This window comes from Limnohabitans sp. 63ED37-2, from assembly GCF_001412535.1.
Taxonomy (GTDB): Bacteria; Pseudomonadota; Gammaproteobacteria; order Burkholderiales; family Burkholderiaceae_C; genus Limnohabitans_A.
Window position 1 is genome coordinate 1051456 of sequence record NZ_CP011774.1, and the last position, 19437, is coordinate 1070892.

Below are 19437 nucleotides of genomic sequence, written 5' to 3' on the forward strand. Positions count from 1 at the left end.
GATAGTGGAGCGTCAAACCAACACATCCCAACCATCTTCGCCCATTTTGTGTCGAGCGACCGTGATGATCGGTGAATTTGTCGATTTTGAATCATTATTTACCAAATCAGTCGATTTTGATGCCTGATTGGGTGTCGATTTCCCGCCATTTTGTCGAGTTTGACCATCCTTGACCTGCATTGAAGCAACATCCATGCCCATTTGGTTCAAGGTCTCCTTCAGCCGAGTCATGCCTTCTTGGAGCAGTTCGCGTGTGAGCGCTTGGGGCGCATTGAACACCGCATCCAATTGACCGCTCAACATGCGCATTTCCACCTCGATGTGGCCCAGAGTGGCCGGTCGAAGTTGAAGTTTCAGGTGCCATTGCCCTTTTTCCATTTCCGTCAGCATGCGTTTTCCGACGGCTTGTCCCATTTTTTCGGCCAAGTTCTGGATGTTTTCACTGCGTTCGGCGGCATCCGATCCTGCACTCTGCGCTGTCTCCGTGTTGTTCGGACCTGCCGCTAAAGTCAACGGGGCTTCTGGCCTGCTGCCAGACATGGCGCCGGGATGGGCAGTGCTGGCCATGGGCCCAGGGGCAGACGTGGTCTCGAGACCTGCCATGAGGCCGTCCACCAATTCAGGATTGAATTCCGCGCCGAGGTCCAGCTCACTCTCCGAGATGGAGGGCATGGCGTTGGCCCGGTCGGATTTGACCTCCAGGGGCATTGCGCTGCGAAGCATCCAGACCGCTGCCGGCGTGGGTTGTCGCATGAGCTGAATTTGGATGGCGGCGGCTTCAGCGCTTTCTGTGTCATTGACAGGGCGCGTGGCGGGGGCGACAGGTTTGGCGTCCTCGTTCAGTGCCAAGGCCCACAGGGCGGCGCCGGTGGTGAAAGCTGAATTGGCTGGCGGCAATGTGGCCATCGAGCCCGCTGGGGGAAGTGGTGCAGGCTCGCCCAGCGCTGGGCCGAGTTGTGTTTCCACTGCTTTAGGGCTGCCCGAGGGCACGATGGGTCCTGCCGTTTTAAAGTTCAAGCCCGCGCCCTGAATGGCACTCAATCCAGCGGCACTGGAAGCTGGGATACCCAGATCCCCTGATGGCTGCAGCACCGAAGGGGTCAAGGTGTCCCCAGGCTTGCCCAAGAGCCACTGCACGGCGTTTTCATCCAGGCCTTGCGAGCGGGCAAATGCCTCCAGGCTTTGTGCATCTGGCGCGGCTTGTGCTGGGGTGATCACATTCAGGGTGGGGCCCAAATTGACGGCTTTCAGTGACCAGCTGTCCATTTCAGGGTTGTGAACGTTAAAGAGCAGGGACATGTCTTGCACGCCTGCGGCCATTTCTTGCCCACTGGACAGCGTGCCTTCATCGCTTGCTGTGGCGTCCTGGAGGGTGCTCGAAACGCCAGTGTCCTGCTGCGCTTGGCGCAGCTGGTTCATGACTTGCCCAAATCCCGGGCCAATCGGCCCGGTTGATGGATCATTTTTGATCTCTAAAGTATCAATTTTCGCGGGATTGTCTGCTCTGGGATTGAGGTCGATTGGCGTGATGGTCATTGGCCTGGCATTTCAAGGGGGTATGAACGGGTTCAAACGGGAAAAACATGGGCGGCATTTTTTTGCCGTCTGAAACTGCTTGGGTATGGATTGAGCAATTTGCGCACCAGCTTTGGCCAGAAATCGAGACCTTTTGGCGTCGCCGTGAATGGAGGTGTCGAAACCTTTGGCACGGGCCTTGCTTCATCGTTTTGAGAAATCCACACACCGACCCGTTTTCCCAATGTCAGAACGCCTTTCACCATGAACACATTGACCCTGTCAGCGATCCGACAGAATCTTTCGAAATTTGATTTCGCAGGATTGGGCTTGCCTGCTCTGGTTCTCATGATCATGGCCATGCTGGTGGTGCCCTTGCCACCGTTGTTGCTGGACATCTTGTTCACCTTCAACATCATGATTGGCCTGGTGGTGATCATGATCGCCATCGGCACACGTAAGCCTTTGGAGTTTTCGTCGTTCCCTTCCGTCTTGTTGTTCGCCACCATGCTGCGCTTGGCTTTGAACGTGGCCTCCACCCGTGTGGTGTTGGTCAATGGCCACGAAGGCCCAGAGGCGGCGGGCAAGGTGATTGCTGCGTTTGGCGAGTTTGTGATCGCGGGCAACTATGTGGTCGGCTTCATCATTTTCGTGATCTTGATGATCGTGAACTTTTTTGTGGTGACCAAAGGCGCGGGCCGCGTCTCTGAGGTCAATGCCCGATTCACCTTGGATGCCATGCCGGGCAAGCAAATGTCGATTGATGCCGATCTGAATGCCGGCGTGATCGATCAGGAAACGGCCAAGAAACGTCGGGAAGAGTTGGCGCAAGAGTCAGATTTCTTCGGCTCCATGGACGGTGCCTCCAAGTTCGTCAGTGGTGACGCTATTGCGGGCTTGTTGATTTTGATCATCAACATCGTCGGTGGTTTGGCCATCGGCATCGGCCAGCACAATCTGCCCTTTGCCGAGGCAGCAAAAATTTACGTTCTGCTGACCATTGGTGACGGCTTGGTGGCGCAGATCCCTTCCTTGTTCTTGTCTCTGGCCACCGCCATCATTGTGACCCGGGTGACCACCTCGGAGTCGATGACCGAGCAGGCCTCGACTCAGCTGTCCAATGTGCCGGCCTTGTTCATCACCGCAGGCATTTTGACGATCATTGGTCTGGTGCCGGGCATGCCGCATCTGGTTTTTCTGACGCTGGCGGCCGCTACGGCCGGTTTGGCTTTCATGATCCTGCGCAAGCAAATGCTGCTCGAGCAGTCGTCGGCCGCTCCGGCTTTGCCCGCCAATGATGGCCCCAAAGAGCTGGACTGGGATGACGTGGAGCAGGTGGACCTGATCGGTTTGGAAATTGGTTACGGCTTGATTCCCTTGGTCAATGTGGAGTCGGGTGGGCAGTTGATGACCCGCATCAAGGGGGTGCGCAAGAAGTTGTCTGCGGAGTTGGGTTTTCTGGTGCAGCCCGTGCGAATTCGCGATGCGCTGAATTTGGAGCCCGACACCTACCACATCGTTTTGAACGGAGTGGTGCGTGGTCGTGGTGAAGTCAAAGTGGGCCGTGAGTTGGCCATCAATCCCGGCAAAGTCTACGGTCGTGTGGAAGGTCAACCCACCAAAGAGCCAGCTTTTGGTCTGGAGGCTGTCTGGATCGAGCCGGCCTGGCGGGATCAGGCCCGGGCTTTGGGTTACACCGTGGTGGACCCTAGCACGGCGATCGCCACCCATGTGAACAAAGTGTTGCGTGACAACGCCTCCGAGCTGCTCAGCCACGACGAAGCCCAGAAGTTGCTGGACAAATTGGCCGCCAAGTCCCCTAAGTTGGTGGAAGAGTTGGTGCCCGGCAAGCTGTCTTTGGGTGTGGTGACACGCACCTTGCAAAACCTGTTGCAGGAGTCGGTCCCCATTCGTGACATGCGCACTGTGGTGGAAGCCTTGACCGAGGTGTGTGGTCGCACCCAAGACCCTGAACAATTGACCCAATTGGTGCGCCCCAAGCTCGGCCGCATGATCGTGCAGAGCTTGCTGGAAAACAAAGACACCTTGTCCGTGCTGACGCTGGATCCACAACTGGAGCAGCTGCTGCACAACGTGTTGCAGCAAAACACCAACGCTGCCGGCATGGTGCTCGAGCCGAGTTTGGCAGAGAGTTTGTTTGCCGCGTTGCGCGAAAGTGCCCGCTCCACAGAAGAGCAGGGCTTGCCAGCGGTCTTGGTGGTCTCGCCCTCCATCCGTCCCTGGATGTCGCGTGCCGTGCGCTACCGAGTCAATGACTTGACTGTACTGTCCTACAGCGAAATTCCGGATGACCAGGCCGTCAAGGTGATCAACACCGTCCAAGCCGATCCTCGCAACAATCCTTCAGTGAATAAGGCCTGATGAATCATGGAACTCAAACGTATCCTTGCCCGTGACAGCCGCTCCGCCAATGAAAAGGCCATTCAACTTTATGGTCCTGACGTCCTGATCATTTCGACCCAGCGCGTGGACCAGCAAACCGAATTGATTGTGGCGGTGGATGTGTGTGTGTCACCGGTCAACGAAGCCGCCGACGGTTTGTCTTTGACCCAGAGCGATTGTGCGACCGGCGGTCCATCCAAAAGTGTGGAGTTCACACCCTTTTCTCAAGTGTTTCAGCAAGCGAACAGTGGCCAGCTGATGTCAACTTCTCCCGATAACGAAGAGACTTCGCCAGTGGTGGACGCGGCCCGTGTCGATTCGACCCTCCCGCCATTGCCCCCCTCTGTGGCGATGGCCGAACTCGTGCCCCCGGTTGCAGAGGCTGCCGTCTTGGCCTATGAGCAGCAGCGAAACCATGAAATTGTGGATTTGTTGCGCCAAGAGATGGCCGCCTTGCGCAAGGAATTTGCTTTGTCTCGGCAAATGCAAGTTTGGCAACCCGTCTCGGGCCAGCATCCTGAAATCCAGAAATTGACCGTTGCCATGGCCGAGGCGGGCATCCCAACGGGAATGCGTGCCTTGCTGACCGATGGCATCGCGCACCTCGAGAGTCTGGAGGAAGCCTGGCCCGTGATGGGGAGCACATTGATGGGCGCCCTTCAACCGAAAGCCGTTGCAGTGCCCGACCAGGGCGTGCATGTGTTGTGTGGCCCCACCGGATCAGGCAAGACCTCGATGCTGGGTCGCTTGGCCTATGCCGCGGCCCAGGCGCACGGGGCGGAGCAACAGGTCATGATCAGCTTTGCTGACCAGCGTCCAGGCGCTTGGTCGCAAATACAGCTGTTGGCCGCACAGGCCGGTGCACGTTGCTTCCGGGCTGCCGATGTGTCGGTGCTGCGCACTTTGCTGGACGAGCTTCAGGGCCACACCATTTGGATCGACACCCCGGGCATCGATTTCATCGCCAATGCCCTTCAGCTTTTGCAGCAAAAGCAAGGCATCGCCTTGCATGCGGTCTTGCCAGTTGATGCTACAGTGACAAATGTGCAAAAAATATTCCAAAATTCGCCAATTCCATGGTCTTCTCTGATGTTGACCAAAATGGACGAAGCGGCCCATCCTTGGCCGTTGATTCAAGGCCTGTGTGATACAAAATTGCCAGTTTCTGCTGTGTCTGAAGGACACCAAACCAACGCTGCCCCGGTGTCACTGGATCCCCAGCGTTTGCTGACTTTGGCGCTTTCGCCTGTTTATGGCATGCTCCCGCTGGTCGGTCATGCGACAGTGCCAGTCCCTGAGATCAAGCCCACCCGCAAGACAAGGACCAGCAAGACCGCTTCCACCGAATCTGTACAACCCACCAAAGCCCGTGCTCGTTCGCGTACGGTCAAAGCTGAAACCACCACCCTTGCGGCATGAAATGGATAAGAAAAAATTTCCACAGGTGATCGGCGTTGCCAGCGGCAAAGGGGGCGCGGGTAAAACCACAGTGTCCATCAATTTGGCCGTAGCGCTGGCAATGCAAGGTCACCAAGTCATGCTGCTTGATGCTGACCTTGGCATGGCGAATGCCCAAATTGCATTGGGTGCACATGCGCCGTTCAACATCAGCCATGTGCTCAATGGCAGCAAAACCCTGCAAGAGGTGATGATCACCACCGCGCAAGGGGTTCGACTGGTGCCAGGCGCCTCGGGCTTGCGTGATATTGCCGCCTTGGATACCCAGCAAATTGCGACGATGATCCACGCGTTTGACACCTTGGACGAGCCGGTCGATTACTTGGTCGTGGATGTGGCGGCGGGTATTGCGCCTGCCGTGCTGGAGTTCATGTCGGCCTGTCAGCGCCGATTTGTGGTCGTCTGCGATCAGCCCGCTTCCATTGCCGATGCCTATGGCCTGATCAAGGTCATGTCCACCGAGCAATCGCTGGACGAAATTTACCTGGTGCCCAATATGGTCAACAGCGCTCAGGAAGGGCGGCAGCTGTATCGCCGCTTGAATGATGTCTGCACGCGGTTTTTAGGTATTTCCATCCGTTTCTTGCATTCCATTGAAGCCGATGAGTTGGTTTTGCAGTCATTGCGCAAGTACAAGTCGGTCTTGGAATACGCGCCTGGCAGCTCTGCTGCCCGTGATTTTCGGGGTCTGGCGCACGCCTTGGACCAATTGCCTCCCATAGAGCACGCTTCGGGTCGAATGCAGTTCTTCATGGAACGCATGCTACGTGTCCCCACAGACCGGTAATCAACATGGTCAGTAACGTTTCACTCTACCAAGAGGTGGGTAACCCCCAAGAAGCCCTGATCATGGCGCACATGCCCATGGTCAAGCGCGTGGCTGTCCATCTGAAAGCGCGCTTACCGCCGTTCATGGAGTTGGATGAATTGGTGCAGGTCGGAATGGTCGGTTTGATTGAGGCCGCACGGTCTTTTGATCCTACAAAGGGTTTTGTCTTCGAGCATTTCGCTTTGAGCCGCGTGCGGGGCGCCATTTTGGATGAGGTGCGCAGGCAATCCTTTTTGCCGCGTTCCGCCGTGGCCTTCAACAAGAATGAAAACGAGGCTGTTCACGTCTTGGCGGCCGAGCTGGGCCGCGCCCCCACGCAAGTGGAATTGGCCGAATTCATGGGCAAGGACATCGAGGAATTCCACAAAGAGCGCGGTCAAGCCAAACGGTTTGAAACCTTCTCCATGGAAGTGGTCAATGACGAGGTCATGAGCATGCCCGGCGACAGCGCGATGCAACCGGAGGTCATGGTGGAAGAGGCTGAGTTCATGGAAGCCGTGGTGGAGGCCATTGATCAATTGCCTGAGCGTGAAAGATTGGTCATGAACCTTTACTATGTAGAGGAGTTGAACCTGAAGGAAATTGGTGAAGTTCTGGGGGTCAGTGAATCCCGTGTCAGCCAAATTCTGTCCACTGTTGTGAAAAAATTACGTCAAAATCTACAACTTGCTTAAATCCGCTGAGATTCCCTGATGTTCAATCTTTTCAATCGAAACAACCCTGCTGATGAAATGAAGCGTGCAGTCGCCGCTTATGAAAAGGTGACCTCGATCGAATCCGATTCACGAGAAGCACGCAGCTTGCGGATGCGCATGGGCATGCTCTGTCGTGCGCACTTGGACAAAACATTCATTGCCGGCGCAGAGCAAACCGCTGCTTGGCAAGAACTGGTCAGCTTGTCACTGAAGGCGGGTAAACCCATGCCTGAAGCGCCGACACCCTCCAAATTCCAAAAAATCCGCACGGGTGATTCCGATGTCTACGCATATTTGCCGGAAGATTACGTGATCGAAGCCTTTGGTTTGGGTGCTCGGTACCAAAAGGCGGAGCTGCCAGCGCCCAAGGCCATCGAGGCCATGCAAGCCTTGGCCAATCAGATCAGTCGCTACGACTTGCGCTTGGATGAACCCTTTCAGGCTTTGACTTTCTTGCGTGAGGAGTTGGCCGAACAAGCTGCAGCCGAAGCGGCTGAACACAATGAGGGTCAAAACGCTGGTGACCCTTCTTCTGAAGCCCCTTGAGGCCGGGAGATTGCGGTGGACGCCCTGGTCAATGCCTTGATTGCCGTTGGGCTCCTGTTGATCCTGGTGATGGTCATCTATTTGATCGACAAGGTCAACGCGATCGAAAAAGAAACCCGCAAGATGATGATCACCCTGGGTGAAAAACCAGCAACCACGGTGCCCACTGTGCCCACCGATCCCTTCATGGGTCTGAGCGGCAAGAAGTTGTGGGATGCCATGACGGGTCGTTCGGCCGAAGGGCTCGATCCCGATGGCCGGGCCAATTTGCGCAACATCTACCAGGTGGTCTTGACCAAGCACATGGAAGCCCTCTATCAAGATGGCTTCAAGGATGCCATCAGGGGCTTGCCAGGCGAGCCCAAAAACAGCCGATTCATCACCACCGCCAAGGGCCAGGTGGAGTCCTGGATCCCTTCGGCGCAGGCCAACGCCCTGTACCAATGTGGCTTCAAAGCCGCCGAGACCCCTCAATCTGAGTGGGGCCCCATTCGGGCCTCGATGGACGAGGCGGGTCTGTATTTGCTGGGTAAAACCGATTTGGACACCAGCAGCCCCTTGTCGGATTGGCTCATGCCCTTGTCTGCTTCTGACTCGGCCATGTCCTCTGCAGAAGGGGGTTATGACACCCCCATCGGCTTGCCTGATGCGACCAAATCCACGCCCAAGCTGAACAGACTTTGATTTTTTCAGGCCTGTCGGTGAACAGGCCTCAAGTTTTCGAGTGGTCTGCCGATTCCCTCAGTACTGAAGTATTCAAGGGATTTCATTCATGCGCGCTTATTCAAAATTTGCTGAGAGCTACGGATCTGTTCAGGTCGTGACAGGCGTAGCCACCGCTGACAACATCCAGTTGATCCAAATGCTTTTTGACGGTTTGCTGGAAAGCCTGGCCACCGCCACAGGCCACATTCAAAACAATGCCATCGAAGAGAAGTCCAAAGCCTTGGCCCGTGCAGGACGCATCGTGGTGGGTTTGCAGGGTGCTCTGGATTTCGAGCGCGGCGGTGAATTGGCGCAAAATTTGAACGAGTTGTATGCGTACATGACCCGCCGACTCTTCCACATCAACGCCCACAACGACCTGCAGGCCTTGCAAGAGGTGAAGACTTTGGTGATCGATATTTCCCAGGCTTGGCAAACATTGCCCAGTTTGTTGTCCGACACCAACCGCCGTACACACTACCCCAATTGAAATGAATGACGCAGGCCTTTTGGCCTGCCCGACAGGAATCGAACCTGTGACCCACAGCTTAGAAGGCTGTTGCTCTATCCAACTGAGCTACGGGCAGAAGAAGAAACATAAAAGGCCCATGAAGGGCCTTTTTTGATGGGGGTGTCGTTTCAATGCGCTGGTTGGGCATTGTGAAAAATGGTCGGAGCGGCGGGATTCGAACTCGCGACCCTCTGCTCCCAAAGCAGATGCGCTACCAGGCTGCGCTACGCTCCGACTGAAAAGTATTCTAACCCCCAAATGCACGTGTATCCGGGGTGGCTGTCAAAAAAATCCTCCTTAGTTTTTGGCACCATGCGCCAAAGCGCGCGCTCGGCTGGCCGCCAAGGCGTTGGCATCAGGTGCTGACAAATCCCAAGCTTGCATGTGGTCCATGCTGATGTCAGCCAGCGCAGCGATCCATTGGGCGTTGTTGTTCAGGCAGGGGATGTAACTGAAGCTTTCGCCGCCTGCGTGCAAAAACGCTTCTTGGGCTTCTTGCTGGATCTCTTCCAATGTTTCCAGGCAGTCGCTGGTGAAGCCTGGGCAGATCACATCGACTTTTTTCACGCCTTGACCAGCCATGGCCACCAAGGTGGGCTCGGTGTAGGGCTCGAGCCACTTGGCCTTGCCAAAGCGGGACTGGAAGGTGAGTTTGTATTGGTCTTTGGTGAGGCCCAGTGCTTCGGCCAGCAAGCGGCCGGTTTTCATGCATTCGCAGTGATAAGGGTCACCCAGCTGCAGAGTGCGCTCGGGCACACCGTGAAAGCTCATGACCAGTTGCTCGGCCCGGCCGTGGGTGGCCCAGTGTTCGCGCACGGTTTGGGCCAGTGCGGCAATGTAGCGCGGGTCGTCGTGGTAGTGGTTGACAAAGCGCATCTCGGGGATGAGCCGGGTTTTCAGGCCCCAGCGGTACACCGCGTCGAAAACGCTGGCCGTGGTGGTGCCGCTGTACTGCGGGTAGGCGGGCACGATCAGCACGCGCTGCACGCCTTCGGCCTTCAGGGCGCTCAGTTGCTCGGGAACAGACGGCTGGCCGTAACGCATGGCGTAACGTACCGCGACGTGGTGGCCACGCTCTTGCAGGGCTGTGCCCAAAGATTGGGCCTGTTGTTCGGTGAAGGCTTTGAGGGGCGAGCCTTGCTCGGTCCAGATGCTGGCGTATTTAGCGGCCGATTTGGCCGGGCGCACGCGCAAGATGATACCGTGCAGGATCAGCCACCAGATGGGTTTGGGGATCTCGACCACGCGGCTGTCGCCCAGAAACTCGGCCAAGTACTTGCGCAAGGCTGGGGCGGTGGGGGCGCTGGGCGTGCCCAGATTGCAGTACAGCACCGCGGTGCGGGCGGCCTGACCATGCTGGAAGGAGGGTTCTTGTTGAAATGCCATACGGTATTCTCCCACCACCATGATTGATATCTCCCGAATCAAAGCCATTACCCTCGATCTGGACGACACATTGTGGCCCGTTTGGCCCACGATTGGCCGTGCCGAGGTGGTTTTACAGACTTGGTTGAGCACCCACGCCCCCGGTGCGGCCGCGCTATCGGCCGACGCCGAGCTCAAAAAAGCCGTTCGCGCCGAGATCAACGCCCGCCATGCCGACCGGGCGCACGATTTGTCGTTTTTGCGCCGGGAGTCGATCCGCGCCTTGCTGCATCAAGCCGGGGAGCCCGTGGACTTGGCCGAAGCGGCTTTTGAGGTGTTTTTTGCCGAGCGCCAACGGGTGGATTTGTTTGACGATGCGCTGCCTGCGTTAGCGTTTTGGAGCCAGCGCATGCCGGTGGTGGCGCTGTCCAATGGCAATGCCGACGTGCACCGTGTGGGCATTGGCCAGCACTTTCATGCCAGCGTGAGCGCCCAGTCGCTGGGCGTGGCCAAGCCGGACTTGCGCATTTTTGTGGCGGGCGCCGCAGCGGCTGGCGTGCAGCCCCACGAGGTGCTGCACATTGGTGACGACGCCCACGCCGACTGTGTGGGCGCTTTGGCCGCGGGCATGCAAGTGGCCTGGCTCAACCGCGAAGGCCATGAATGGACCCATGGCGACATGCGCCCGCATTTGGACGTGCGAGACTTGCACGCGCTGTGCGCCAGCTGGCCTGATTACCAACCCTGAGGAGACCGACATGACCTTGAAAATTTACGGCATTGGCCCATCGCGTGCTGCGCGTCCCATCTGGACGGCTTTGGAGTTGGGTGTGCCGTTTGACCTCATTTCCACACCCTACGCGGGTGGCGCAACCCGCACGCCCGAGTTTTTGGCGGTTAACCCGAATGGCCATATTCCAGTCCTGATCGACGAGCGTGCCGAGGGCGCCATCACCGTGTGGGAGAGCATGGCTTGCGCGCTCTACATCGCCCGTGTCCACGGCAAAGCCGATGGCCAAACGATCGCACCGGCTTCGCCCCGCGAAGAAGCCGAGGCCTTGCGTTGGAGTTTTTGGACAGTGTCTGAGTTGGAGGCGGATGCGCTCACGGTGCTGATGCACCGCATGGCCATGCCCGAGGACCAGCGCAAGCCCGAGCTGGCGGATAAGGCCGAGAGCCGCCTGAAAGTGCCACTGGCCGTGCTGGAGAAACACCTGCAAGCCCAGCACGCCAAAGGCGAGGCTTACTTGGCGGCCAACCGTTTCACCGTGGCCGATGTGTGTGTGGCCAGCGTGGCCAGCTGGGTGCGCCCTGCGGCTGCGTTGCTGGCCCAATACCCGGCGGTGTCGAGCTGGCTCAAAGTTTGTCTGGATCGGCCCGCGCAGGCTCAGGCACGGGCCATGAAGTGATCAGAATTGCCCGAGCGCCTGCATCTTCCACGCCAGCCACAGCTTGCGCAGCGGTGTCAGTGCGATGCGCTGGTGCAGCACCTGAAAGCCCGAAGCTTCGATCTCGCGCAGCAAGGTGCGGTAGATGCTGGCCATCATGAGGCCGGGTTTTTGGGCGCGGCGGTCGGCCTTAGGCAGCAGGGCCAGCGCTTCGTCGTACAGGGCGTGGGCGCGTTCGGTCTGGAACTTCATCAAGGCGGTGAAGTTGTCGGAGTAGGTGCGTTGCATCAGGTCTTGCGCTTTGACGCCGAAGCGCTGCTGCTCGTCCAGCGGCAAATAGATGCGCCCACGCATGGCGTCTTCGCCCACGTCGCGGATGATGTTGGTCATCTGAAAGGCCAGGCCCAGTTTGTGCGCATACTGGGTGGTGGCTTCAGCGGTTTGGCCAAAGATGCGGGCAGCGACTTCCCCCACCACGCCGGCCACCAAATGGCAATATTTGGACAGGCCCGCAAAGTCGAGGTAACGGGTCTGGTTCAGGTCCATCTGGCAGCCTTCGATCACGGCCATCAGGTGGCGGCTTTCGATGCCAAAGGGTTGGGTGTGGGGCATGAGCGCGTGCATGACCGGGTGGGTGGGCTGGCCTGCGTAGGCTTGTTGCACTTCTTTTTGCCACCAACCCAGTTTGGCGGCGGCCACGCTGGGATCGCTGATTTCGTCGACCACGTCGTCCACTTCGCGGCAAAAGGCATAAAAAGCGGTGATGGCCGCACGCCGCTCGGGGGGCAAAAACAAAAAGGCGTAATAAAAGCTGCTGCCCGAGGCGGCGGCTTTTTGCTGGACGTAGTCTTGCGGGCTCATGGGCTGGGATTCTCGCATTCAAAGCGCTAGATCAGGGCAGGGGTTTGCCGGACAATTTGCGATATTCTTTTTGCAAAACGTCAGCAGACCCGAGGCCCAAGGCGATGCGCCAGAGCAGGGCATGCACTTCGTGGCGCGGCATTTTGACGCGCTGGTTTAAGGCTGCGGGCCCGGCTTGGCGCAGCAGCGCCACGGTGCGTGCACCGATCAATGCCGGCAAGGCGCTGGCCAGGCGCAGGCGCAGGGGCTTGAGTGCCAAGGCGTAGCGCATGCCATCGGCCAGTTGTGCTTGGGTGTTCTCTAACCACTGGGTGTAAAGCGGGGCCAGTGCATGCAGGGTGTCAGTATGTGGGGTTTTGGTCGCTTGCGCCAGCAGGGCCGGGGTCAGGCCCGCCTGCGCCAAGATTTCCACAGGCCAGTAACAACGACCGGCAGCCAGGTCGGCCCCGGCGTCGCGGATGATGTTCAGGCGTTGCAAGCCCATTCCGTAGGAACGGCCAATGCGCATCATTTCTTCTTGAGGTAGCAGGCTGTAGCCGGGCAAGTGGCGGCCGCACAACTCGGTCCAGAATTCGCCCACACAACCGGCCACCAGCCAGGTGTACTCGGCCAGCTCGGCTTCGGTTTGCAAAGCGTGCAGGCCGGGGCCAAAGCGGGTCATGTCCAGCTGTTGGCCTTGTGTGATGTGGCCCAGCACCTGGCGCACGCTGGCCTGGTCGGCTTGAGACAGGCTGAACAAAAGCGGCAGACATTGGGGCAGGGCCTGCATCAGGGCGCGTTCGTGCGGATCGGTTTGTTGCGCGGCAAAGGCTTGGGTCAGGCGGCTGAGCTCGTGACTTTTTGGGACCGAGGTGCTCGGTGCGGCGATGGCCTCAGACATGAGGTCCAGCAACACCTGACGCTCATCCAAGGGCAGGGCGGTCGTGTCGGCCACGGTGTCGGTGGCACGGGCCAGCAGGTAGCCGATGGCCACCGGGGCTTGCAGTGCTTGGGGCAAGAGGCGGATGGACAGGTCGAACGAGCGCGACACATGGCGCAGCAGCTGGCGCTGGGCCGCACTCAGGCCCGGGCGCGTTCGGGCTGGCTGAAATGGGGGGGGCTTGATCATGGTCAATCCCTATTGTCGCTTGACAGGTCGGGTCGGTTTGAATAGATTACTAACCAGTCAGTCATTATTATTTTCTGGATTTCCCATGCCCTCTTTGAAACCACTCGCCGCCCGGCGGGTTTTTAGTTTGTGCGCGCTTGCCACCTTTGTGACGACTTTGGTGGCATGTTCCAAGGTCGAAGCCCCGCTAGAGCCGCTGCGCTCGGTCAAGTTGATCACGGTGGCGGGCAGCGATCTGAACTTGGGTGGGGAGTACGCGGCCGAGGTGCGGGCGCGTGTGGAGTCGCGCTTGGGCTTTAGGGTGGGGGGCAAGCTGGTGCAGCGTCCCGCCGAGCCGGGTCAACGTGTGGCCGCGGGTCAATTGCTGGCCCTGGTGGATGCGCAGGATTTTCAGTTGGCCGCGCAAGCCGCCCAAGCCCAGGTGAGTGCCGCGCAAAGTCAACGCGATCTGGCCGCGGCCGAATTCAAGCGCTTTGAGGCACTGAAAGAGCAAAACTTCATCAGCGGTGCTGAATTGGAGCGGCGCGAGGCCAGCCTGAAGGCGGCCGAGGCGGCCTTGAACCAAGCCAAAGCGCAGGCGCAGGCGCAGGGCAATCAGACAGGCTACGCGCGTTTGACGGCCAGCCATGCGGGTGTGATCACCGCTGTGGAGGCCGAAGTGGGGCAGGTGGTGTCTGCCGGTCAGCCGGTGGTGCGACTGGCCCACGACGGTCCGCGCGATGCGGTGTTTGCTGTGTCCGAGTCGGCCATCATGGCGATACGGTTGGGGCAGAGCATGCAGGCCACGGTGCTGAGCACCGGTCAGATGGTGCGGGGTACGGTGCGCGAAATGGCGGCCAGTGCCGACCCGGTCACGCGCACTTATGCAGTCAAGCTGGCGCTGGCGCCAGGTGTGGGCGGGGCCTTGCCTTTGGGGGCCACTTTGAATGTGCGTGCGCCCGGCTTGTCCAGTGCGGTGGCATCGGCCATCAAACTGCCCACCAGCGCTTTGCGCCAAGAGGGGCAGGGCACAGCGGTCTGGGTGCTGGATGAAGCCAGCATGACGGTCAACAGCCAAGCGGTGCAGTTGGGCCCGGTCGATGGCAACGAGGTGGTGGTGAGCTCGGGGCTCAAGCCTGGGCAAAAAGTGGTCAGCGCCGGGGTGCATGTGTTGTCGCCTGGTCAGAAGGTGACGGTGTACGGTGCTCCGCCATCACCCGCGCCTGCACCCGCGCCTGCACCCGCCGCTTCGGCTTCTGCCCCTCGGTGATTTCATGAGCAGTACAGACAACACCCGATTCAACCTCTCGCGCTGGGCGCTGGAGCACCCGGCCTTGACCCGCTACCTGATGGTGGTGCTGATGGTGCTGGGCATGGCGTCTTACTTTCAGCTGGGGCAAGACGAAGACCCGCCCTTCACCTTCCGAGCCATGGTGGTGCGGGCTTATTGGCCGGGCGCCACGGCCGAACAAGTGGCCGAGCAGGTGACCGACAAGATCGAGCGCACCCTGCAAGAGGTGCCTTTTGCCGACAAGATCCGCAGCTATTCCAAGCCGGGTGAGGCGCAGATCATTTTCCAGATCAAGGACAACTCCAAGCCCGGCGATGTGCCGCAAATTTGGTACACCGTGCGCAAAAAGATTGGCGACATGCGTGGCAATTTGCCGCCAGGCGTGATCGGACCGTTTTTCAACGACGATTTTGGCGATGTTTATGGCGTGATTTATGCGCTGGGCGGCGAGGGCTTCACTCCGGCCGAGGTCAAAGCCCAGGCCGACAGCTTGCGTCAGCAACTGCTGCGTGTGCCCGATGTGGCCAAGGTCGAGTTGTTTGGCGTGCAAGACGAGAAGGTGTTTGTCGAAGTCTCGCAAAAGCGGCTCTCTCAAATGGGCCTGGACATGGCCACCGTTTTGGCCCATTTGAACCAGCAAAACGCGGTGGAGTCGGCCGGCAGTATCCAGTCACCCGCCGATGTGGTGCAGGTGCGTGTGGGCGGCCAGTTCCAGAGCCTGGAAGATTTGAAGGCCCTGCCCATTCGCGGGGCATCGGGCGCGCAGATTCGCCTGTCCGACATCGCCACGGTGACCCGGGGTTATGCGGACCCGGCCAGTGTCAAGGTGCGCCATGAGGGCCACGAGGTGATCGCGCTGGGCGTGTCCATGGCCAAGGGCGGTGACATCATTGCGCTAGGCAAGTCTTTGCGCGTGGCGATTGCGGCCACGCAGGCCAGCTTGCCTGCGGGCATGAGTCTGACCCAAGTGCAGGACCAGCCCAGTGCGGTGTCGAGCTCGGTCAATGAGTTCATCAAGGTGCTGATCGAGGCGGTGGTGATTGTGTTGGCGGTGAGCTTCTTGGCGCTGGGCCTGCACAAGCGGCCGGGCCAGCACCCCCTGTGGCGGCGCTGGACGCTGGACATCCGCCCCGGTCTGGTGGTGGGCATCACCATCCCGCTGGTGCTGGCCGTGACCTTTTTGGCCATGTATTACTTTGGCATCGGCCTGCACAAAATTTCATTGGGCTCGCTCATCATCGCCTTGGGCTTGCTGGTGGATGACGCCATCATTGCGGTGGAGATGATGGTGCGCAAGATGGAGGAGGGTTACGACAAGGTGCGCTCGGCGACCTTTGCTTACGAACTCACCGCCATGCCCATGCTGACGGGCACCTTGATCACCGCCGCCGGGTTCTTGCCGATTGGCATGGCCAAGTCTATGACAGGCGAGTACACCTTCGCGATTTTTGCGGTCACCGTGGTGGCGCTCTTGGTCAGTTGGGTGGCCTCGGTTTACTTTGTGCCCTATCTGGGGGCCTGGCTGCTCAAGCCGCCCGCACACGCCGTGTCGGCTGAACACCTCGATTCGGCCGAGATGTATGACACACCGTTTTACCGGCACTTTCGCGCCTGGGTGACCTGGTGCGTGACCCACCGCTGGAAGACGATTGGCATTACCATCGCTTTGTTTGCGCTGGGCATGGTGGGCATGGGCAAGGTGCAGCAGCAGTTCTTCCCGGACTCCAGCCGTCCCGAAATCATGGTGGACCTCTGGCTGCCCGAGGGCTCGCCCGTGCAGGCCAGCGAGGACATCACTCGGCGTGTGGAGCAACGACTGGCGCAAGAAGCGGGCGTGAAGTCGGTGACGTCCTGGGTTGGCTCGGGCGTGCCGCGTTTTTACCTGCCCTTGGATCAAGTCTTTCCGCAGACCAACGTGTCGCAACTGATCGTGCAACCGAGTGACTTGAAAACCCGCGAAGTGTTGCGTGCCAAGCTGCCCGCTTTGCTGGCCCAGGAGTTCCCCGAAGTGCGCGGGCGAGTGAAATTGCTGCCCAACGGCCCGCCTGTGCCTTACCCGGTGCAGTTCCGGGTGGTGGGTCCTGACCCCAAGGTTTTGCGCCTGAAGGCCGACGAGATCAAAGCGCAAATGCGCCTGAACCCCAACACGCGCGGCGTGAACGACAACTGGAACGAGTCGGTCAAGTCGGTGCGCCTCGAGGTGGATCAGGCCAAAGCACGCGCTTTGGGCGTGAGCAGCCAGTCCATCGCGCAAGCTTCGCGCACCTTGTTGACGGGCAGCGCGGTGGGTCAGTTCCGTGAAGGCGACAAGCTCATCGAGATCGTGCTGCGCCAGCCTTTGGCCGAGCGCGATGCTTTGTCGGACCTGGGTCAGGCTTATGTGCCCACGGCCTCTGGGCGGTTCATTCCCCTGCTGCAAATTGCCACGCCCGTCTTGGCCTGGGAGCCGGGTGTGATGTGGCGCGAGGGGCGGCAGTTTGCCGTCACCGTGCAGGCCGACATCGCCGAGGGCCTGCAAGGGGCCACGGTCACCACGCAGCTTCTGCCGGAGCTCAAAAAGACCGAGGCCACTTGGCAAGGACAGGGTTTGATCGGCTACCGCATTGAGGTGGCGGGCGCGGTGGAAGAAAGCGCCAAGGGTTCGGCGTCTATCGCAGCGGGCGTACCCGTCATGCTGTTCATCACCTTCACGCTGCTCATGCTGCAGCTGCAAAGCTTCAGCCGCGCGATGCTGGTGTTTTTGACCGGGCCTCTGGGCATGGCGGGTGTGGCGGGGGCATTGCTCGTGCTGGACCGGCCGTTTGGCTTTGTGGCCCTGCTGGGCGTGATTGCGCTCATGGGCATGATCCAGCGCAACTCGGTCATCTTGATCGACCAGATTGAGCAAGACCGGGCCGCAGGCATGGCCCCGTGGCAGGCGATTGTGGAGTCGGCGGTGCGGCGTTTGCGCCCCATCGTGCTCACGGCTGCAGCGGCGGTGCTGGCCATGATCCCGCTGTCACGCAGCATTTTCTGGGGGCCGATGGCGGTGGCCATCATGGGCGGCCTGATTGTGGCCACGGCCTTGACGCTGCTGGCGCTGCCGGCCATGTACGCGGCCTGGTTCAGAATTGAGCGCCCAAATCAAGCCCGTGCCTGAAATTGCCCAATTGAACCGGCTAAAATAGAAAGTTGACCGATTTCAACCGGGCGGTCAGGTGCGTCAGGGGGCTTTCGGGCCGTTTGGCGGGCCTGTCGCCCTTTTTGTTTGGACCTGCGCGGGTGGCGAAATTGGTAGACGCACCAGGTTTAGGTCCTGACGGTGGCAACACTGTGCGGGTTCGAGTCCCGCCCCGCGCACCAACCGACTTGTGGCCAAGGGGGCAACCCGGCGGCCTGAGAGACATTCAATTAACCGAGAACGACGATGACTGTGACTGTTGAAACCCTTGAAAAGCTGGAACGCAAGATCACTCTGACTGTGCCCGTGACGGCCATTCAGACCGAAGTGGATGCACGCCTGAAGAAAATGGCCCGCACGGTCAAGATGGACGGTTTCCGTCCTGGCAAAGTGCCCATGAATGTGGTCGCTCAGCGTTATGGTTATTCGGTGCAGTACGAAGTTCTGAACGACAAAGTGGGTGAGGCTTTTGCTGTGGCCGCCAACGAAGCCCAAGTGCGTGTGGCCGGTCAGCCCCGTATTTCCGAAAAAGAAGGCGCGCCTGAGGGCGAGCTGAATTTCGAAGCCATCTTTGAGGTCTACCCCGAAGTCAAGCTGGGCAACCTGGCCGACACCGAAGTCGAAAAATTGACCGCCGAAGTCTCTGACGCGGCCATCGACAAAACCGTCGACATCCTGCGCAAGCAGCGCCGCACCTTTGCCCAGCGTGCCCAAGACGCCGCTGCGCAAGACGGCGACCGCGCCACCATCGACTTCGAAGGCAAGATCGATGGTGAAGTGTTCTCTGGCGGCAAGGCCGAAGATTTCCAGTTCATCCTGGGCGACGGCCAGATGCTCAAGGAATTTGAAGACGCTGTGCGCGGCATGAAGTCCGGCGAAAGCAAGACTTTCCCATTGGCCTTCCCAGCCGATTACCACGGTCAAGACGTGGCTGGCAAAACTGCCGACTTCTTGGTCACCGTCAAGAAAATCGAAGCAGCTCACCTGCCTGAAGTCAACGAAGCCCTGGCCAAGTCCTTGGGCATCGCCGACGCCACGGTGGAAGGCCTGCGCGCTGACATCCGTAAAAACCTTGAGCGCGAAGTCAAATTCCGCTTGCTGGCCCGCAACAAGCAAGCCGCCATGGACGCATTGGTCGCCAAGGCCGAGTTGGACCTGCCCCAGTCGATCGTGCAAAACGAAATCGAGCGCCTGAAAGAAGGTGCCCGTGCTGATCTGAAGCAGCGCGGGATCAAAGACGCCGACAAGGCCCCGATCCCTGATGACATCTTCCGCCCCCAAGCCGAGCAGCGTGTGCGCTTGGGTCTGGTGGTGGCCGAAGTCGTGCGTGGCAACACCCTGCACGCCAAGGCAGAGCAGATCCAGGCCCACATCCAAGAGTTGGCCGCCAGCTACGAGCGTCCTGATGACGTCGTGCGTTGGTACAACAGCGACAACCAGCGCATGGCCGAGGTCGAGGCGGTGGTGATCGAGAGCAATGTTTCCGAGTTCGTTTTGGCCCAGGCCAAAGTGGTCGAGAAAGCCATCTCGTTTGAAGAGTTGATGGGTCAACAGGCCTGATTGGTTCTTTGAATCCTTGATGAATGGGGCTTGTGCCGGGCTTGCAGTCTGGCTCACAAGCCC

The 19437-nt window shown here is 59.3% G+C and carries 17 protein-coding genes and 3 tRNA genes; 13 read left to right on the forward strand and 7 right to left on the reverse strand.

Features of this window, described 5'->3' with window-relative positions:
* Positions 1 to 12: 12 nt before the first annotated feature.
* Together L63ED372_RS05045 and L63ED372_RS16485 are read right to left on the reverse strand one after the other, a co-directional pair.
* On the reverse strand, positions 13 to 1419 hold the full coding sequence (locus L63ED372_RS05045; RefSeq protein WP_062404023.1) for a flagellar hook-length control protein FliK: 1407 nt from the start codon (positions 1417 to 1419) through the stop codon (positions 13 to 15).
* Positions 1420 to 1568: 149 nt separating this feature from the next.
* Positions 1569 to 1877, reverse strand: a complete 309-nt coding sequence (locus L63ED372_RS16485; protein WP_197275373.1) for a hypothetical protein — start codon at positions 1875 to 1877, stop codon at positions 1569 to 1571.
* Between L63ED372_RS16485 and flhA the strand changes: the two genes are divergently transcribed.
* The 7 genes from flhA (at position 1780) to fliS (ending at position 8641) form a co-directional block, all read left to right on the forward strand.
* Positions 1780 to 3897 (forward strand): flagellar biosynthesis protein FlhA, encoded by a 2118-nt coding sequence (gene flhA, locus L63ED372_RS05050; RefSeq protein WP_062404025.1) that lies wholly within the window; start codon positions 1780 to 1782, stop codon positions 3895 to 3897. The two genes, L63ED372_RS16485 and flhA, sit on opposite strands and share 98 nt — an antisense overlap.
* Positions 3898 to 3903: 6 nt before the next feature.
* Positions 3904 to 5337, forward strand: coding sequence for a hypothetical protein (locus tag L63ED372_RS05055; protein ID WP_062404027.1), 1434 nt, complete (start codon positions 3904 to 3906; stop codon positions 5335 to 5337).
* 1 nt (position 5338) lies between these two features.
* Complete coding sequence (locus L63ED372_RS05060) at positions 5339 to 6163, forward strand: MinD/ParA family protein (RefSeq protein ID WP_062404029.1); 825 nt, start codon at positions 5339 to 5341, stop codon at positions 6161 to 6163.
* A gap of 77 nt (positions 6164 to 6240) precedes the next feature.
* On the forward strand, positions 6241 to 6879 hold the full coding sequence (gene fliA, locus L63ED372_RS05065; RefSeq protein ID WP_231624566.1) for an RNA polymerase sigma factor FliA: 639 nt from the start codon (positions 6241 to 6243) through the stop codon (positions 6877 to 6879).
* Between the two features lie 57 nt (positions 6880 to 6936).
* Positions 6937 to 7446 (forward strand): hypothetical protein, encoded by a 510-nt coding sequence (locus L63ED372_RS05070; protein ID WP_231624567.1) that lies wholly within the window; start codon positions 6937 to 6939, stop codon positions 7444 to 7446.
* A 15-nt stretch (positions 7447 to 7461) separates the two neighbouring features.
* Positions 7462 to 8130, forward strand: a complete 669-nt coding sequence (locus L63ED372_RS05075; RefSeq protein WP_197275324.1) for a hypothetical protein — start codon at positions 7462 to 7464, stop codon at positions 8128 to 8130.
* Between the two features lie 88 nt (positions 8131 to 8218).
* Positions 8219 to 8641 carry a flagellar export chaperone FliS gene (fliS, locus tag L63ED372_RS05080; protein WP_062404035.1) on the forward strand — a complete coding sequence of 141 codons (423 nt, stop codon included), beginning with the start codon at positions 8219 to 8221 and terminating at the stop codon, positions 8639 to 8641.
* 20 nt (positions 8642 to 8661) lie between these two features.
* Here the strand turns inward: fliS and L63ED372_RS05085 are convergent.
* The 3 genes from L63ED372_RS05085 to hemH form a co-directional block, all read right to left on the reverse strand.
* A tRNA-Arg gene (locus L63ED372_RS05085) sits at positions 8662 to 8738 on the reverse strand.
* Positions 8739 to 8819: 81 nt separating this feature from the next.
* A tRNA-Pro gene (locus tag L63ED372_RS05090) sits at positions 8820 to 8896 on the reverse strand.
* 63 nt (positions 8897 to 8959) lie between these two features.
* Positions 8960 to 10048: a ferrochelatase gene (hemH, locus tag L63ED372_RS05095; RefSeq protein ID WP_062407655.1), complete on the reverse strand. Its 1089-nt coding sequence runs from the start codon at positions 10046 to 10048 to the stop codon at positions 8960 to 8962.
* 19 nt (positions 10049 to 10067) lie between these two features.
* Here hemH and L63ED372_RS05100 point away from each other — a divergent pair, with 19 nt between their 5' ends.
* Together L63ED372_RS05100 and L63ED372_RS05105 are read left to right on the forward strand one after the other, a co-directional pair.
* On the forward strand, positions 10068 to 10775 hold the full coding sequence (locus L63ED372_RS05100; RefSeq protein WP_062404037.1) for an HAD family hydrolase: 708 nt from the start codon (positions 10068 to 10070) through the stop codon (positions 10773 to 10775).
* Between the two features lie 10 nt (positions 10776 to 10785).
* A complete protein-coding gene (locus L63ED372_RS05105) occupies positions 10786 to 11436 on the forward strand; it encodes a glutathione S-transferase family protein (RefSeq protein WP_062404039.1) in 651 nt (216 codons plus the stop codon).
* Here L63ED372_RS05105 and hpnD read toward each other — a convergent pair whose 3' ends face one another.
* Positions 11437 to 12276 carry a presqualene diphosphate synthase HpnD gene (hpnD, locus tag L63ED372_RS05110; RefSeq protein WP_062404041.1) on the reverse strand — a complete coding sequence of 280 codons (840 nt, stop codon included), beginning with the start codon at positions 12274 to 12276 and terminating at the stop codon, positions 11437 to 11439.
* Positions 12277 to 12307: 31 nt separating this feature from the next.
* Complete coding sequence (locus L63ED372_RS05115) at positions 12308 to 13384, reverse strand: phytoene/squalene synthase family protein (RefSeq protein ID WP_062404043.1); 1077 nt, start codon at positions 13382 to 13384, stop codon at positions 12308 to 12310.
* Between the two features lie 85 nt (positions 13385 to 13469).
* Here L63ED372_RS05115 and L63ED372_RS05120 point away from each other — a divergent pair, with 85 nt between their 5' ends.
* The 4 genes from L63ED372_RS05120 to tig all read left to right on the forward strand — a co-directional run bounded on the left by L63ED372_RS05120 (position 13470) and on the right by tig (position 19374).
* Complete coding sequence (locus L63ED372_RS05120) at positions 13470 to 14633, forward strand: efflux RND transporter periplasmic adaptor subunit (RefSeq protein WP_062404045.1); 1164 nt, start codon at positions 13470 to 13472, stop codon at positions 14631 to 14633.
* A gap of 4 nt (positions 14634 to 14637) precedes the next feature.
* Positions 14638 to 17793, forward strand: coding sequence for an efflux RND transporter permease subunit (locus L63ED372_RS05125; RefSeq protein ID WP_062404047.1), 3156 nt, complete (start codon positions 14638 to 14640; stop codon positions 17791 to 17793).
* 116 nt (positions 17794 to 17909) lie between these two features.
* Positions 17910 to 17996 (forward strand) — tRNA-Leu (locus tag L63ED372_RS05130).
* Between the two features lie 64 nt (positions 17997 to 18060).
* Positions 18061 to 19374, forward strand: a complete 1314-nt coding sequence (tig, locus tag L63ED372_RS05135; protein WP_062404049.1) for a trigger factor — start codon at positions 18061 to 18063, stop codon at positions 19372 to 19374.
* Positions 19375 to 19437 lie beyond the last annotated feature (63 nt).

Bases quoted from the DNA above. Each gene is read 5' to 3' on its own strand.
- L63ED372_RS05045 (WP_062404023.1), bottom strand. From the start codon at position 1,419: ATGAACCAGCTGCGCCAAGCGCAGCAGGACACTGGCGTTTCGAGCACC.
- flhA (WP_062404025.1), top strand. From the start codon at position 1,780: ATGAACACATTGACCCTGTCAGCGATCCGACAGAATCTTTCGAAATTT.
- L63ED372_RS16485 (WP_197275373.1), bottom strand. From the start codon at position 1,877: ATGGCCATGATCATGAGAACCAGAGCAGGCAAGCCCAATCCTGCGAAA.
- L63ED372_RS05055 (WP_062404027.1), top strand. From the start codon at position 3,904: ATGGAACTCAAACGTATCCTTGCCCGTGACAGCCGCTCCGCCAATGAA.
- L63ED372_RS05060 (WP_062404029.1), top strand. From the start codon at position 5,339: ATGGATAAGAAAAAATTTCCACAGGTGATCGGCGTTGCCAGCGGCAAA.
- fliA (WP_231624566.1), top strand. From the start codon at position 6,241: ATGGTCAAGCGCGTGGCTGTCCATCTGAAAGCGCGCTTACCGCCGTTC.
- L63ED372_RS05070 (WP_231624567.1), top strand. From the start codon at position 6,937: ATGAAGCGTGCAGTCGCCGCTTATGAAAAGGTGACCTCGATCGAATCC.
- fliS (WP_062404035.1), top strand. From the start codon at position 8,219: ATGCGCGCTTATTCAAAATTTGCTGAGAGCTACGGATCTGTTCAGGTC.
- hemH (WP_062407655.1), bottom strand. From the start codon at position 10,048: ATGGCATTTCAACAAGAACCCTCCTTCCAGCATGGTCAGGCCGCCCGC.
- L63ED372_RS05100 (WP_062404037.1), top strand. From the start codon at position 10,068: ATGATTGATATCTCCCGAATCAAAGCCATTACCCTCGATCTGGACGAC.
- L63ED372_RS05105 (WP_062404039.1), top strand. From the start codon at position 10,786: ATGACCTTGAAAATTTACGGCATTGGCCCATCGCGTGCTGCGCGTCCC.
- hpnD (WP_062404041.1), bottom strand. From the start codon at position 12,276: ATGAGCCCGCAAGACTACGTCCAGCAAAAAGCCGCCGCCTCGGGCAGC.
- L63ED372_RS05115 (WP_062404043.1), bottom strand. From the start codon at position 13,384: ATGATCAAGCCCCCCCCATTTCAGCCAGCCCGAACGCGCCCGGGCCTG.
- L63ED372_RS05120 (WP_062404045.1), top strand. From the start codon at position 13,470: ATGCCCTCTTTGAAACCACTCGCCGCCCGGCGGGTTTTTAGTTTGTGC.
- L63ED372_RS05125 (WP_062404047.1), top strand. From the start codon at position 14,638: ATGAGCAGTACAGACAACACCCGATTCAACCTCTCGCGCTGGGCGCTG.
- tig (WP_062404049.1), top strand. From the start codon at position 18,061: ATGACTGTGACTGTTGAAACCCTTGAAAAGCTGGAACGCAAGATCACT.